This window comes from Dorea sp. AM13-35, assembly GCF_003473885.1.
Lineage (GTDB): Bacteria > Bacillota > Clostridia > Lachnospirales > Lachnospiraceae > Dorea_D > Dorea_D hominis.
The window spans coordinates 77,203-93,255 of sequence record NZ_QUCZ01000004.1 but is presented as its reverse complement, the minus strand read 5'-3'; the positions used below and the strand labels follow the sequence as shown (position 1 = coordinate 93,255).

General features: G+C 39.7%; 10 protein-coding genes and 1 pseudogene. 2 read left to right on the top strand and 9 right to left on the bottom strand.

From position 1 onward, the window contains the following. The first annotated feature begins 121 nt into the window (after window positions 1–121). Window positions 122–439, top strand: a complete 318-nt coding sequence (locus DW152_RS06135) for a YbjQ family protein (protein ID WP_021860879.1) — start codon at window positions 122–124, stop codon at window positions 437–439. A gap of 165 nt (window positions 440–604) precedes the next feature. On the opposite strand, the gene DW152_RS06130 is transcribed toward DW152_RS06135, so the two are convergent. From DW152_RS06130 to DW152_RS06115, 4 genes are all read right to left on the bottom strand, one after another. Continuing rightward, entirely contained in the window at window positions 605–1,186 is a 582-nt protein-coding gene (locus DW152_RS06130; protein ID WP_021860880.1) for a hypothetical protein, read from the bottom strand. A 48-nt stretch (window positions 1,187–1,234) separates the two neighbouring features. After that, window positions 1,235–2,788 (bottom strand): PH domain-containing protein, encoded by a 1,554-nt coding sequence (locus DW152_RS06125; protein WP_158549870.1) that lies wholly within the window; start codon window positions 2,786–2,788, stop codon window positions 1,235–1,237. Then, the gene (locus DW152_RS06120; protein ID WP_021860882.1) at window positions 2,763–3,272 is read right to left on the bottom strand and encodes a PH domain-containing protein; all 510 of its coding nucleotides are present in this window, start codon (window positions 3,270–3,272) and stop codon (window positions 2,763–2,765) included. The genes DW152_RS06125 and DW152_RS06120 overlap by 26 nt, the downstream gene beginning before the upstream one ends. A 127-nt stretch (window positions 3,273–3,399) precedes the next feature. Then, window positions 3,400–4,359 (bottom strand): glycyl-radical enzyme activating protein, encoded by a 960-nt coding sequence (locus tag DW152_RS06115; protein WP_118288194.1) that lies wholly within the window; start codon window positions 4,357–4,359, stop codon window positions 3,400–3,402. A gap of 223 nt (window positions 4,360–4,582) precedes the next feature. On the opposite strand from DW152_RS06115, the gene DW152_RS06110 reads away from it, so the two are divergent. Continuing rightward, window positions 4,583–6,157, top strand: coding sequence for a PucR family transcriptional regulator (locus DW152_RS06110; RefSeq protein ID WP_158570027.1), 1,575 nt, complete (start codon window positions 4,583–4,585; stop codon window positions 6,155–6,157). 100 nt (window positions 6,158–6,257) lie between these two features. Here the strand turns inward: DW152_RS06110 and DW152_RS06105 are convergent, their stop codons facing one another. From DW152_RS06105 to DW152_RS06085, 5 genes and pseudogenes are all read right to left on the bottom strand, one after another. Continuing rightward, window positions 6,258–8,681 carry a glycyl radical protein gene (locus DW152_RS06105; protein WP_158570026.1) on the bottom strand — a complete coding sequence of 808 codons (2,424 nt, stop codon included), beginning with the start codon at window positions 8,679–8,681 and terminating at the stop codon, window positions 6,258–6,260. Window positions 8,682–8,726: 45 nt separating this feature from the next. Beyond that, entirely contained in the window at window positions 8,727–9,887 is a 1,161-nt protein-coding gene (locus tag DW152_RS06100) for an iron-containing alcohol dehydrogenase (protein ID WP_118288191.1), read from the bottom strand. Window positions 9,888–9,958: 71 nt separating this feature from the next. Further along, a complete protein-coding gene (locus DW152_RS06095; protein WP_158570025.1) occupies window positions 9,959–12,406 on the bottom strand; it encodes a pyruvate formate lyase family protein in 2,448 nt (815 codons plus the stop codon). A gap of 28 nt (window positions 12,407–12,434) precedes the next feature. After that, window positions 12,435–13,595, bottom strand: coding sequence for an MFS transporter (locus DW152_RS06090; RefSeq protein ID WP_118288189.1), 1,161 nt, complete (start codon window positions 13,593–13,595; stop codon window positions 12,435–12,437). A 367-nt stretch (window positions 13,596–13,962) separates the two neighbouring features. Beyond that, window positions 13,963–15,845 (bottom strand): annotated as a pseudogene (locus DW152_RS06085) (oxidoreductase). Between the last annotated feature and the right edge of the window lie 208 nt (window positions 15,846–16,053).

Here is a 16,053-nt window from a genome sequence, read left to right as displayed (position 1 = left end):
CTGGCGGTTTATCTGTAATAACGACTGCCATAGGTCATCCGTAACTACTTTGACAATTTAATTAACAAGATGTCAGGATTTTCCCCTAACATCTTAACATTAATCAGAAAGGATTTTATTTATGATATTAGTAAACACAGATTATATAACCGGAAAGAAATTTGAAATGATCGGACTTGTAAAAGGAAATATGATCCAGTCTGTACATTTTGGAAAAGACCTTGTAAACAGCTTTAAGACACTTGTAGGCGGTGAACTTACTTCTTATACAGAAATGATGAATGAAGCCCGTGCCATCGCCACAAAGCGCATGAGCGAAGAAGCCGAAAAATGCGGTGCCGACGCCGTCATTAATATCCGCTATGCATCCAGTACTGTCGTACAGGGTGCTGCTGAAATCATGGCTTACGGAACTGCAGTAAAATTCGTAGAAGAGTAGTTGCAAAAAGCGCCTGCCATCCTGTTATATTGATATATCCACAAATGGTCTGAATGTTCGGTGCCAGTGAAATATATTGCAAATGGCAGGCGTTTTTTAACTATTAATGCTTTTTCACTATCTACCAATATTGTTTCTATTTTTTAATACTTTTTTCTGCTATTTTTACAGCACCATTTTCTCTTCGATCCGGATTTTCTCCAGATGCTTGATCCTGTCCACGAGATGTGTTTCCGTCAGATACTTATACACGCTCTTCGGGACAAGATGCGCCCATTCTTCATCCATGGCAATACAGCTTCGCACCCATGAAGCACTGACTCCGCGGTCTTTTTCTTCTCTTCGCCAGAGAACTTCTACATCCAGCTTCAAGCTTCGCAGGATCTTATATTTTTCTTCATCCCACGCATCACTGAGTCCCATAAAATACGTCGCATCTTCCGGCATATAATTTGCAATATATTCCGGAAAATTAATCGGAAACGGCAGAATATCATATTCCTGCTCAGGGACTTTAAATTCCTGCATGGCACCTTTTATCATCTCATAACGTTCAAAATACGTCAGCGGATTTGCCGCTTTTGTGGATCGGTTCTGATCATTTACCGAATCGCCGGTCATTCTCCCGTCCGGATTCGTAAGCCCGATATACAGTTTCCGGCACCGCATCTTTGCCGCCAGAATATATTCCATATGCTTTAAATGCAATACCTGGAATCTTCCATTTACAACACCTGTCTCTATCATACTTTCCCCTCATCTTTCGCAGTTATTTATGTTACAAGACCATCTTTTTCAAAAATATTCTTTCAATTCTTCCACAGCCTCTTCTGGCATATACGGAAGATCATGTCTGGAATCCGATGCCGACGCAAGAAGATATGCATTTCCCTTCACAACACGCAGTTTCTTTGCCACTATATTCTGATTAAATGAAAAATACTGGATCTGCGGATAATGCATGTATGTGGTTTCTCGACCAAATACACCGCTTGATACGGCCAGACTCTTCTTATCACAGGCAAATGCATCCGTAACATAGCCGCCCGCAAGCATCACCAATACAACCAGCCATCCACAGACACACGCCAGATTAATCCACAGAAAATGGGATCCTATGATTTCTTTCGCAAACCGATCTGCCACAAATAATGCAACTGCCCAGATCACTGCCGGGATTGCCTTAAGAAAGATAACCGACTTCTTCTGTCTCTGCAGCGGAAGTTTCATTGCTTCTGCAAATTCCGGCAGAAGTTTCTGCATTTTTTCAATCACGTCTGCATGACTCTGATACAAAAGGAAAAAGGCGTCCTTTTCTTCATCGTCATCTCCCATTCCGACATTGATAAGTTCCACCCGGTATCTCTTAAAAATCCTTGCAATCCATGTCTGTCTCACCGTTACACCATGAATCCGCTTTACCGGAATTACATAGCTTACTTTCTTTAAAAGTCCGTAAGAAATATAGATCTTATCACTTTTTCGTGTAACCTGATACTGATAATACTTAATAAAATCCTTCACCGTATCCCAGACTGCTGTTGCGCCGATAAAAAATGCTACCGCCCAACCTGATATTATTTCCAGAATATTTTGTCCTGAAATTCCTTCCTGTATGCCAGAAAGCAATTTTGATACGGAGCCTCCGATTCCTCCAACTGCAAGCAAAACAGCAAATAAATTAATCGCAAACACTCCATGCCAGATCATATCATTTACATTTGCTGTCACCGTTGTCTCTGTGATGTTTTTACCGTTTTCCTCATCTGTTATCCCGGCAGTTTCTTTGTACGCGCCACTTTCTGTCTGATGATTCGCATCCTGCGCATAAACTTCTGCCCCGGAACGGTTACCTTCCGACTCCATAATCGCAAAAACCGTCTGACGGAACCACTCTGCTTTTTCTTTTTTCAGCACTAGTTTTACGTCTGTATCATCTGCCGTTGAGAAACTGTCTGTATCCAGTTTCACAGTGCATGTGCCAAGCATCATTTCCAGAATATTCTGTGAGAGATTGACATTGGAAATATGCTTGATGCCGATCGTCTGCACCTTGCGGTTCCATGTATTTTTCTCAATCACGATTGCCTGCCCCTGGATAGAAATATAAGTTTTCGCCCAACGGCGGAGCTGCCAGAATAAAGCAATCAGGAACAATACAAGAAACAGACTGGCTCCCGCAAACTCATCTGCCAGATATTCTTTCAGATTATCCATATGCTTTACAATTTCTTTCAGGTCATCCAGTGCCGATCCTGCAAGTACAATCACGATTCCTATAAATATAGTTCCAAATCGTTCAATCACAATGGAGATATGGTTTCTAAATTTCGTTTCTGTCGTTTCCATGTTTTTCCTCCGCTGCGATCTGATTGATCCGCTTCTGTAAATTCTCTGCGATCTGTTCCGCTTTTTCATCTTCCAGAAGATTGATCTCTACATCTCCACCTGCTGTTGTCACAACTACATTTGCCACGCCGAAAGCTCTGGCAACCGGGCCTCTCTCCACCTGCAGTTTATGTAACCGTTCCATCGGAACAATATTGCGCTCTATGAAAAGATACCCTTCGACCGTATCTATACATTCTTCATCTATGTGATAACCATATCTCCGGTATCGGAAATACGGGCTGATCACACAGTTCAGAATGATCAGAACAACGAGCACCAAGGATATTATCTCGCCAATCCGGATATCTTTTGGACTGAGCCAGAATGCATTTACGCAGATGATCGCTGCCAGCAGAATAACACTTAAGATCACGGTCGACACATACATGCACCCCAGCGCACGTTTACTGAGCCGTTCATATTTCATCTTCTCTTCTCTCATTGATTTTCTCCTTGTAACTAGTCGTTTCTATTCTAGCACAAATAAACCATCATTACAAAAAAAGAAGATACTGTTCTGCACTGATATACAGCACACCACGGTATCTTCTCCTTTATAATCTTCTTTTTTAATGAATGGAAACATTTAGTCCATACTCTTCCATAATACCTTTCAACTTCTGCATGTATTCTTCACTCGGCGGAGTCGCCTCAGCCACCGGTTTATCACTGATGCGAAGATATTTCATTACTCCAAGATTATGGTACGGCAATAATTGAATCATTGTAACTGCATCTCCTAATTCTTTACAAAATTCTGCCGTCTTTCTGATATTTTCTTCATCATGATTAAATAACGGAATGACCGGAATACGAATTTGTAATTTTTTCCCATTTTCAGCCAATTTTTTCGCATTCGCTAAAATCTTTTCATTTGGTACTTTTACTACTTCTTCATGTTTTTTACTGTCCATATGTTTCAGATCGTACAGATACAGATCTACATACGGCATTGTTCTCGAAAGCACTTCCCATTCCGCATATCCGGTCGTGTCAAGTGCTGTATTGATATTTTCCTCCTTCAACCGCTTCAATACTTCCTCTACAAAATCGATCTGGCAGAGAGCTTCTCCGCCGGAAATTGTCACACCGCCTCCGGATCTTTCATAGAAATTCCGATCTTGCAGCAATCGTTCCACCAATTCATCCACGGTATAATCTTTTCCACATAAATATAAAGCTTCTGCATAGCAGGAATCTGTGCATTCTCCGCAATTATCACAAATATCCCTTTTTACATGCACAAGCTGCAATTGCGTATGTGTTGTAATATCCTCTCTTTTTTCTCCCAATTCTATCGCTTTTTTTGAACAGGCTTTTATGCAGCGTTCCTTACAAGCTTCCGTTCCAAGACATCGCATTGCCATCCAGCTTAATTGCTTTTTAAAGGACTGTGATTCCGGACTGTGACACCACGGACACCGAAGCGGACACCCTTTAAGAAATGCTGTTGTTCGTATACCCGGTCCGTCTTGTACGGAAAATCCCTGTATATCATATAGACGCCCCGTTAATTTTTTATCACTCATAGTTTCTCGTCCTCCATTTTTTTACTTTCTTTCATCATACTCTCACTTTTTCTATTCTTCATCAGAAAATAACCTACTTTTTTTACATTAATATACACTTTTTTTCACCCTTGCTTGTAATATTTTACAATTCGGTTGTCTTTTTTTATATGTTTGTTAAAACTTAAACATGTTATAATTACTGTTGATTTAATTGCAAATTTTTATGAAAGAAGGGGAATTCATGAGCATTACATTCGCATCTATTTGTAAAAACCTTGACCATTCAGAACTTGTTGTTGCTGCAACTCCTGATAAAGTCTTGCTGAACTTCTGGGCTATGCTTCCACCCCATTCACGCAAGAATCTATCAACAGATTATTTGTATGCTTTCAAATCGTCTGCAATCAAAAAATTTAAAAACAATCTGGAAAATATGAGTCTTCTGATCTATGAAGATACTCCAATATCCGAAGACTATTTTCAGATCAGTGGATTGAATCTTATTATCACTAAAGATTCCGATACTTTTGAAAAATTAAAACTGAAAATCCAGCAGATTTTTGACGAACAGGCAAAGATTAACAATTATGCATATCAATTAATGTCTCTATGTCACTTAAATGCTGAAACACAAGCTCTTTTGGATGCCGGTTATCGTTTTCTCAACAATCCAATGCTGCTTGTAGACACCTCTCTGGCTGTCATCGGTTCAGCAGGCGTTTATTCCGGCATTGATGATCCTGTTTTACAGCACGCAATGGAAACCGGCCATTTGCCGGAATCTTTTTTAAGCGGAATGGTAGACGAACAGCCGCCGGTCATCCACAAAGACTTTCCGGATCTGCTTCTTTTTGCGGAAGGCTCTGTAGAATATCAGAAAACACCGATTATTGCCGGGCGCATTATCCGCGGAAATCAACTACTTGGATATTTAAAACTTTTCGAATACAATCATACTATTAACGATATTGAGAAAAACGCCCTAGCTATACTATGTGATTTTCTTTCTATTGCTATGTCCGATTCTAAATCACGCCTTCCTTCTGCCAATCAGCAGATTGAAGATTTTTTGGTGGATATTTTAAGTGGAAAAATTTCTTCTCCGGATGCGATCACTGCACGTGCTGAACTCTATCACCTGAATATTTCACAGCAGATCAGTGTTGTTGCAATTCAATATAATATCCAGAAAAGTACAATAGACCGATTATACTTTTTTAAAAAACAATTGCAAAATATGTTTCACTCCCTTTGTGTCACCTTTTATAACCAGCTCATTCTTATGATTGTTCCGACAGACTCTTTAAATCTGCTCCGCAAACAATTACAAACTTTTTTAAAGTCCAATAATTTAATTGCCGGCATCAGCCTGCCATTTAAGTCTTATACCGATGCCTGCCGCCATTATATGCAAAGCCTGGCCTGTATTGAAATAAAATCACGTTTCAATCTGACGGATACCATCATCGATTATGATGATTGGAAATTTATCCATTTATTTATCCATTTTCAGGAATGCTGTAATCTTATAGATTTAATTCCTGAAAGCATTTCCATTCTTCAGAAGCGAGATGCCACACACGGCACAAATCTTGTGGAAACATTGTTTACTTATGTACGTTATTGCCAGAATATTACCGAAGCTGCAAATCATTTACACTTGCATTATAATACGATGAAATACCGTTTAAACCAGATTGTAGATCTTACCGGTATTGATTTTAGCGACATGAATGTTATGTTTCGTATTATTATAGGTGAAAAGATTATGAATATTCTGGATAAAAATTTTGATCCGCTTCGTAATCCTCACTAATTCTTATTTTATCAAAAAATTTTTTAAGGCATCGTTTCATTCGGAGGGTGGGGATGAAACGATGCCTTTTACATTATTAGCTTTTTGCCTTTTTTTACTGCTACAGGCACATTTCTGTTCTGCGGATCAGGTCATCCTGCGATTCTTTGAATACTTCAACGAAATATGCCGAAAATCCAGCAACACGCACAACCAGATCCTGATAGTTTTCCGGATGCTTCTGGGCATCTCTTAAAGTGTCAGCTGAAACAATATTAAGCTGCAGTTCCATGCCGCCTCCGCGGAAATAAGACTCCATTACCGCTCTGAGTTTTTCATCTCCATGTTCTCCCTGTAACGCGGTTGGATGGAATTTCATATTACACAATGTACCATTTGCATATTTACTTTGATCAAATTTCAACATAGAGTTAATGGTTGAAAATGGTCCGTTTTTATCCATTCCCTGTACCGGTGAAATACCATCAGACAAAGGATCTCCTGTCTTTCTGCCATCTGGTGTAGCTGCATTGAACATTCCCATAACGACATTGAGTGTTACCGGCCAGCATCCTGCGGACCAGTCACATCCGCGAGGACTCTTGCCACGTGTAATTCCATCTGCATAAGTATCTGCTACAAAAGAAAGATATTTATCTGCTTCCGGGTCATTATTTCCAAAATGTGTAACTTTACCTAAAATATACTGATGCAAGTCTTCATATCCTTCCCAATTTGCCATTAAAGCATCGTATAATTCCCTTGTTGTAGCAATCTTCTTTTCGAAACACACTTGATTGATCACATTTAAACTGTCAGCAACGGTCCCATGTCCTATGCTGGAATTACCTGCGCCATTGTACTTTGCGCCTCCCCACAGAACATCCAGGCCACTTTCCATACATCCGTCCATTGTAGCCGAAAGAAGTGGTAACGGTCTGTGGAATGCATAGATATATTCATAGCAATTGACCATGCTTACCTGCCATTTTGTAAAGAAGTCCATCTGTGTTTTATATGCTTCCAGCACATCGTCCATGCTCTTCATATCATACAAATATCCTGTCTTCGGACCTGACGCTGTCGGCTCCGGTGCTCCCGGAAAACGGAATGGATTTACACCATTATTAATTGCACACCATAGTGCCGCCGGCAGAATCGTATACGCAGCATTGCCATCTCCACCTGAGTTTGCGAAATCACTTCCGCATACACAAGGTTCCACGCATCCGATCAGGCAATAATTTCTTGCATCTTCAATCGGAATACCTCGTTTCACAAGTGCTTTTTCGGCCTCTTCGTCATATTCAAAACAAGGAACTCCACCAACCTGTTTTGTTGTTTCAATTCCTGCTTCCCAAAGTTCTGCCGGTGTATTATCATGCACTCTTAATGCTACCGGTGGATTATGTAATTTCAATCTTGCAGAAGACTGCAGAATCATATATGTTGCTTTATTGGTTGCATCATTTCCGTCTTTATCGGTTCCGCCTACCGTAATCAGCTGTCCGGATGTATAACCCGGGCCTGATCTTGTTGCACCTTCTGACCATACCTTATTACATTCTGCGACTTTCAGCATGAACATATCCATTAGTTCTTGTGCTTTTTCTTCTGTAATTCTTCCTTCTTTCAGATCACGCTCCAGATACTTGCCGACATACTGATCCAGACGCCCGTAACTGATTCCATGCAGCTGCGCATCCAGAATATGACCAAGCTGGTACATATAGCATGCCTGCAACGCTTCCTGATAAGTACGGCATGGTTTCTCCATGATCCAATTCAGGCTGTCCGCCATTTGTAATAATTCTTCTTTACGCTTTGGATCTGTACAAATCTCTGCCTGTCTTTCGCATTCTTTTGCATATCGTTTTGTGTAGATAATGATTCCTTCCGAAACAATATATACCGCTCTATAGAAACTATATCGTTTTCCTTCATCACCCTGGATTCCTTTTTCTTCCAGTTCATCCATCTTGGCCTTAGCCTCATCTCGAATAGCTCCAAATCCCTTGTCTACTACCGTCCAGAAATTTCCGCAGAAATGACCGATCGGATTCTGTGTATTTCCTTTGGCAACGAAATTTAAAACACCGGAACCTACTACATTCTTGTCTTTATAACCTTCCGGAAGATATTGATCAATAATTGCGCTCATGCAATTTTTATCCCAGAAATGTCCTGTTTTCTTGATATAATCGTAAGTCTCCTGATCAATATCATACGGGTCCACGTCACGTGTCGGAAGAGTATCTATTTCATCCATGAACCACCAGAAGGAATTTTCCGGATATAATGCACACCCTCTGTAAGTTTCTGCTGCAAATCCAACGATTAATTCGTCTTCATTTACAGGTGTTGGCATTTTTTCAAACAAATTTCTTAGATTTTTTGCTCTTTTTAAAATACCGGTAATATCTGGATTTTCCATATAGAACTCTGTTACCAGTTTATATCTGTTCAAATCAATTTTCGGTTTTGTTGTACGATATTTTTTTCGTATTCTTTTGACGCGTTCTGTAATTGGTACATTCTGATACATTTTTACGCCTCCTTTTATCATCCGATATAATTCTTTTTATGCTTCCTATTGATAATTGTCATATGCTTTTCCAATGAGTTCTCTCATCTTTTCTACATCACACGGTTTTGGAGAAAGAATGATAAACCAGTTATTTGTAACTGCACCTTCTGCACATGCAACAGCGTCTTCTCTTGTAAGACCACATTCTTTCAAAGAACGCACCTTTATTTTCTTCATATAATCTCTCAGATAATCTGCCACAATCTTTCCCGCTTCAGCATCTGTCGTTCCTTCTGCTATATCAATATGCATTGCATCGGCAATCTTCTGAATTCTCTCCGGCAGAACATCTGCACTGAATTCAATAACTTCCGGAAGCATGATCGCACATAAGGTGCCATGTGGAATATGATATCTCGCTCCTAATTCATGAGCTGCTGCATGTCCGAAATGCACGCCGGCAGCAGAAAATGAAATTCCTGCGAAGTTACTTCCAAGGCAAAGATTCGTTCTTGCATCCAGATTACTTCCATCTTCACATGCTTTACTCAGATTTTCTACAATTCGTGTCACTGCCTCTAATGCAAGCGTATCAGATAATGGATTCGTTCCTGTACAGGTATATGCCTCAATTGCATGTGACAATGCATCCATACCGGTTGCAGCTGTTACATGTTCCGGAACCGTCAAAGTCAGTTCAGGATCTACGATTGCCATGTTCGCATGATTAAGGATTGTTCTTTTCACTCCCTTTTTTGTATCTGTAACTACAGCCATTACTGTTACTTCACTTCCGGTTCCTGCTGCCGTTGGGATCAGGATGATCGGTGCAGTTGCATTTACAAAGCCTTTTTGATCTTCTGCATAATATTCAGAAACAAGTCCTTCATTTGTAAGAAGTCCGGCAACTGATTTTGCAGCATCCAGACTGCTTCCTCCGCCAAGACCGATTACAAGATTTGCTCCTGACTTTCTTGCGATATCAGCGATCTGATCAATAATTGTGTCTGCCGGATCCGGTTTTACGTCTTCATATACTTCATATTCGATCTGATTTTCATCCAGAACCTTTGTCATTTTTTCTGCAAGTCCTGCATTTTTTACACCTGCATCATAAATACAGAAAACTTTATTTCCTCCCAGTTCTTTTACTTTATTTCCAAGTTCGCCAAGTGCGCCTGCTCCGAATACAACCGGGCAAAGCATTGTATAATTTGTTACCATAATAAAATCTCCTCTCTTATGTTCATCGGAAAGGAAGCATTCCCTTCCGATGAACGTCACATTTCTATTTCTTAGATCATATTTTCGTTTCTTGCGATCAAATCATTCTGCTGATCTCTTGTTAGTTCCACAAAGTATGCGGAATATCCGGCAATTCGTACTACCAGATTTGTGTAATCTTCCGGTTTTTCCTGTGCCTTACGCATCGTTTCTGCCGAAACAACATTAAACTGTACTTCTGCTCCTCCCATTCCATGATAGGTTTTTATCATATCTGCCAGTTTCTTCTCTCCATCTTCTCTGGCAAGTGCGGACGGGTGAATCCTTAAGTTCAGGCAAACGCCATCCATAAAACGACTGTGTTCATAGCAGCAGGAAGAATTTAATACTGCTGTCGGACCATTTTTATCTCTTCCTTGTGCCGGTGAAGCTGCATCCGCAATTGGAGTTCCTGCCTCACGACCATCCGGAGTTGCCCATGTTACATAGCCTTGCTGTACATGATCGGACGCTCCGTAAAGACCTGCTCTGTAATATTTTGCAAAATGTGCGGATTTTGTTTTACAAAGATCCGCATAAGACTCTGTTGCAAATTTCATCCACTTATCTGCATATGGATCATTATTTCCAAAGTGTGGAACCTCTGCAAGAAGTCTCTGCTGTAAGTCTTCGTATCCTTTCCAGTTTGCCATCATCGCATCATATAACTCTCTTGTTGTACAGATTTTCTTGTCAAAACATGCATATTCAATTGTGCAAAGAGAATCTGCCACAGTTGCAAGACCAGTTCCGGTTCCTCCAAATGTTGTATACTTGGCACCACCCCAGGTAACGTCATCACCTTTTTCCATGCATCCTTCCATAGAAATAGAAAGCTGTGGCTGACACATATTATATTCCACCATGTATTCATTATAGTTATTAATAACTGTCTGAAGAGATAATGCATAATCTGCCATTTTCAAATATGCAGCTTTCACTTCATCCATAGATTTCATATCATACAGATATCCGGTATGTATAGAACTCTGCTCTCCGTTTGCCGGATTTTTACCATCATTTAACGCCATTGTCAGGCAAACACTGTAATAAATGGTTCCATGTGGAGCAATGATTCCATTACAGCATGCATACTCAAATCCAGAGCCTGTAATTTCCTGACATCCAATCAGTGCATAATCTCTCGCTTCTTCTATTGTCCAACCCATCTCTTTTACGATTCCAGGTACTACAACTTCATCATTATAATATAATGGAAGTCCTCCAACTAATTTTGTAGCCTCAATAGCGCAGTCATAGATTTTCTGTGGACTATCCTTTGTAAGTCTCAGTGTAATTGTCGGATCATGCAGTCCCATACGACCAACTGACTCTAATACCATGTATGTCACATCATTAATTGCATCTTTACCGGTAACCGGATCCACTCCACCGATAGTTGTGTGCATATATGTATTTCCTACACCAATGATTTTGGCAAGTTCCGGAAGCGATGCTCCCCAGTTTCTTGCAATATTCAGGAAGAAGTTATCTACAATTTCCTGTGCCTGATCCAATGTAATCTTTCCTGCTTTCAGATCTTTTTCCAGATATTTTCCATGAATCTGATCAAAACGTCCGCAAGATCCAATATCTCCGATACCACTCATAAGAAGTAACTGGATATAAAGCATCTGTGCCTGTACAGACTCACGGAAACCTCTTGCCGGATTTTCACTGATCCAATTCAATCCGTCTGCCATTTCTTTCAATTCTGCTTTTCTTGCTTCATCTTCTACAGTTTCCGCTTTATCAAGACACGCCTGTGCATAACGGGTAGCCAGAACCTTTGCAGCATCACACACAATTGTTACTGCTGTATAGAACATGAAATGTCTCATATTATCGTCGCCATATGCTGTTGACTGATGTGCATCCAGCCAGTCCTGGGCTTCTTTACGAATTGCTGCATATCCGGTATCTACAATTTTACGATATCCAGGTGTAGAATGTCCTCCCGGCAATGAAACAATCTGTGGACCAGGCATTGCATGTGAACATCTCAGTCTCCCTAATTCCTGATAACTTTCCGGACTCCAGACATTGAATATATCGGAGTAAGTTTTTCCTTTCCAATATTCTTCCAATTTATTAAATGTCTCGTAATCTTCCGGTGACATTGTAAATGGGATTTCATCTGTCGGTGGATTATGATATAATCCGTCATCTCCTATTTTATAAAGCCCGGCATCGATCATCTTTGGCATCCAGCCACCTCCGAACTCCGGATTGATTGCTGTTCCGCAAAAATTCTTAGCCATATTACATACGATTACATCTTCATCCTCCACACGAAGTGTCATTTTCTCGCAGATGTCATATAATACCTTCGCATTTCGAATAACCGCCGGTGCTCCCCAGTTTTTCTTGTAGCACTCTGTTGTGATCACTGCGCGTTCTGCATCTGTCTGGATCACACGATCTCTGATCCTCTGACGTAAATGCTGCATTCGATCACTAATTGGTCTAAACTCATACATGTTATCTACCTCCATTTATAATAATTTTTTAAAGTTCTTTGTTTGCAAATGGACTTGCGAAAATAAAGATTACTGCAATCACTACTGAAACGATAATATCTGCCATAATCAATTTTGTAATATTATATCCTAACGCAATCATCCAGAAGGAGCATAAGAAACCACCCAGGTTCATGAATGCAATCGCAATGGAAGTTCCTGTACCCACCTTAGAAAGTGGATTCACCATGGCAATCCATGTTGTCATTCCCGGGAATGCAGCCATAAAGCCAAATCCGATCAGGATAAATCCAGCCATACACATAAGATGTGATGTAGATGCAAATACAACTGCCGCTCCAATCGCTACAATAATCATCATCAATGGCATGCAGGCTCTTTTCAATCCATTAAATATTTTTCCAAAGAGAAGTCCTGAAATAACACCTGCAACTGTATACATTGTCAACGCAATACTTGCTTCTGTAGCACCGCCGAAACCTCTCTGGGCATATAATGTAGAAGCCATCATCATAACACTCATATTAATCGTCTGAAATGCAAGTAAGATTACTGCAACAAGCATAACTACTTTTACATTCATTTTTTCATTTTCACCTGCATGTTTTTTAGCTTCAATCTGCTCTTTTGTCATGACTTCATCTTTCGGAATAAAAAGGCAAAGGACTGCAGATACGATAAAGAACGCATGTGCTAAAAATGTTGTCTGCCAGCTAATATCTGCCAGGATTCCGCCCAGTAACTGGAATACAATACCACCAAGACTCATAAACATCGATGTAAATCCCATCATCCTGCTCATTGCATCGCCTTCATAATTTTCTGCGATCAATATATTTGCAAGTGGTGTAATCAGTCCAAGGCAAACACCAAATACAAATCTGTCAACCAACAAAAGTGAAAAGTTATCAAATGCAACCGGTAAGCATCCAAGAATCAGACATGCAATATTTCCTAATATCGCAAGATTCTTTGCTGTTATTATTTTTCCGGCGATCATACCACCGATAAAAGATCCAAGTACAACTCCCAAAGTTCCCATGGTCATTGCGAACGAAACATTCTTTCCGGCAAAATGTTCTCCAAGAACATTCATTGCAGGTGTTAAAACCGTAGATCCCATTCCCATTCCGGATATGGATAAAATTCCAAGTGCTGCCATAATGCCAATATTTTTCTTTTTCTCCATTTTGACTACCTCATTCCTTTCCTTTTGAGTTGTGATAATCTCTTCATTACCATCATTTTCAGTTTCTCGAAGCTTCGTCTGTTAAATTTATAACATTGATTATATATTTCTTCTTTTCTTTTTACATCAGCAGTTTTTTTATAATTTTTTTCTTTTTTGTCAAGAAATTAACAGATTGTATTGTTATTTTTTACAATCGTTTTACAGTTTTTTTCAAATGCATTTTGTATTTTTTGCAACCGTCATTCTTTTAGTTACACCTACAGATCCTGCCACTGGCAGCATCCTCCGGAAGTTATGGCAACTAAAAAAGCCAAAGCACTGCTAAAACACAGCATTTTGGCTTTCATTATTTTTCTATACTCAATTAAATAGTTGAAGCTGCCTCGTGTGCAGAATGTACAGCATGGTATAAATTACCCGCATTCACACTGCAATCACCAATATTTATAACTTCCGGAGCACAGCATTCAAACTGTCTGATCAACGTTTCTTCCGGTCTGACTCCAAGCGAAAGTATCACCTGCTCACACTTAATTGTCTCTTTTTCTCCATCTTCCATTTCAAAAATGGCTCCTTCTTCCGTCACTTCTTTTAATTTTCTCTTTCCTTTGAAGCAAACATCTCTTTTTTTCAGCATGTCTAACAAGGCAATCTGGTTAAATTTAGCGCCTCCTTTTCCAAATTCTTCCTCTGAAATCATATCCACAACCGTTACTTTTTTCCCTTTTTTGCAAGATTTAAGGCACACTCACATCCAGTAAGTCCTCCTCCGACAATTACGACTTCCTTTCCGGTCTGTACTTTTTCTGTTTCAACATCTCCTACCCAGAACGTTTTATTTTCTACAATAAAGTCTTGCGGAAGTATTGGTTTTGCCCCAATTGCAACCAAAATCACATCATATTTTTCCTCTTTTAATCTCTGTGCGGTTGCAACTGTATTTTTCTTTATTACAATTCGTTCATCCTCTTCCGTTGCACGAACCGACCACTCCAGATATTTTTTCAAATCTTCTTTAAATGCAGGTGCTGCCGCTATATTTAATACACCGCCCAGACGGTCTGATTTTTCATACAAAGTAACCAGATGACCTCTGTCCGCTGCGGTTCTTGCCGCTTCCATTCCGGCTGCACCGCCTCCTATGACTGCCACTTTTTTACTTCTTGTTTTCCCTATGTTCATATATAAGGTTTCCATTCCCATTTCTGCATTTACAGAACATCTTACCGGAGCCATAAAATAGTGTGTACGGTTAATACAATTATTGCATCGAATACAAGGACGCGTTTTCTCTTCTTTCCCATAACAGGCATTTTTCACCATATATGGATCAGCCATCAGTCCTCGTGCCATGGAAACCATATCCAGTTTTCCGTTTTTTATATATTCATCTGCCTGCTCCAAAGTAACTGAACCAACAGCCGTCACTGGAATATGTAATTTTTCTTTCATCTTAGATGCATCTTCCAGATTGATTCCATGCGGATAGTATAATGGCTGATTCATATATGGTGCAAGATTCTGCATTGCATGCAGGCCTCTCGATACATGCAACAAATCAATTTTATCTTCAATTTCCCGGGCAAATGCGATCTCATCATCCAATGACGGTGAGCCTTCTATCATATCACTTGCATTGATTCGATATTCAATTGCCATTGTATTTCCTATTTTTTTTCGAATTGCTGCTAAAAGTTCTTTTGTAAATCTTGATGCATTTTCGATTGTATCCGCACTATATTCATCTGTTCTTCGATTAATCACTTTAGATAAAAAACACCCCGGAAGCTGTCCATGCGCTCCATGCACAACCAGACTGTCAAATCCGCAACGTTTTGCCCGCTCCGCTGCATTTGCAAAATCTTCAATAATTTCTTTCAGCTGTTCTTTTGTTAAATCTGTAGGATCCAGCTCTACCGCAACATTCTTTCCTTCATCACGCTTTTCAAAAGATCCTGCATAAAAATTAATTGCAAACAACTCTATCCCGATTTTTGCCTGATACATATGTGCAAGATCTGTCAGTGACATCATCTCATTAACCACCGATTCTTCAGACATTCGCAGTAAATGTGTAACTACAGGCGGAATATTTCTATTTACACATCCGCACCCAATATTAATACAGGCAACTCCCCCTTTTACAATATCTCTTACCCATTCCATTAATTCGCGATTTACATGTCCGTCTCCCGTCGCAAAACTAGGCCAGACCGGAGTAAAAGATACTCTGTTTTTTAACTTCATTGGTCCGATCTGAATCGGTTGCAATACATGTTCATACATTGTGTGATTCATTTTTTTGCTCCTTTCGTATAAAATCTGTTTTTAGTATAGAAAGCGCGCAAAAAACCAACAATATTCATATCTGACAAATTCTTAACATATTTTTGCAAAATATTACAGCTCTACTATTTAAATACAAAAACCGGAAAATTCTTGGATGAAATAAAAT

What these genes read in the sequence shown, in the direction of transcription:
- DW152_RS06135 (WP_021860879.1), top strand. Translation starts at nt 122, where the DNA reads ATGATATTAGTAAACACAGATTATATAACCGGAAAGAAATTTGAAATG.
- DW152_RS06130 (WP_021860880.1), bottom strand. Translation starts at nt 1,186, where the DNA reads ATGATAGAGACAGGTGTTGTAAATGGAAGATTCCAGGTATTGCATTTA.
- DW152_RS06125 (WP_158549870.1), bottom strand. Translation starts at nt 2,788, where the DNA reads ATGGAAACGACAGAAACGAAATTTAGAAACCATATCTCCATTGTGATT.
- DW152_RS06120 (WP_021860882.1), bottom strand. Translation starts at nt 3,272, where the DNA reads ATGAGAGAAGAGAAGATGAAATATGAACGGCTCAGTAAACGTGCGCTG.
- DW152_RS06115 (WP_118288194.1), bottom strand. Translation starts at nt 4,359, where the DNA reads ATGAGTGATAAAAAATTAACGGGGCGTCTATATGATATACAGGGATTT.
- DW152_RS06110 (WP_158570027.1), top strand. Translation starts at nt 4,583, where the DNA reads ATGAGCATTACATTCGCATCTATTTGTAAAAACCTTGACCATTCAGAA.
- DW152_RS06105 (WP_158570026.1), bottom strand. Translation starts at nt 8,681, where the DNA reads ATGTATCAGAATGTACCAATTACAGAACGCGTCAAAAGAATACGAAAA.
- DW152_RS06100 (WP_118288191.1), bottom strand. Translation starts at nt 9,887, where the DNA reads ATGGTAACAAATTATACAATGCTTTGCCCGGTTGTATTCGGAGCAGGC.
- DW152_RS06095 (WP_158570025.1), bottom strand. Translation starts at nt 12,406, where the DNA reads ATGTATGAGTTTAGACCAATTAGTGATCGAATGCAGCATTTACGTCAG.
- DW152_RS06090 (WP_118288189.1), bottom strand. Translation starts at nt 13,595, where the DNA reads ATGGAGAAAAAGAAAAATATTGGCATTATGGCAGCACTTGGAATTTTA.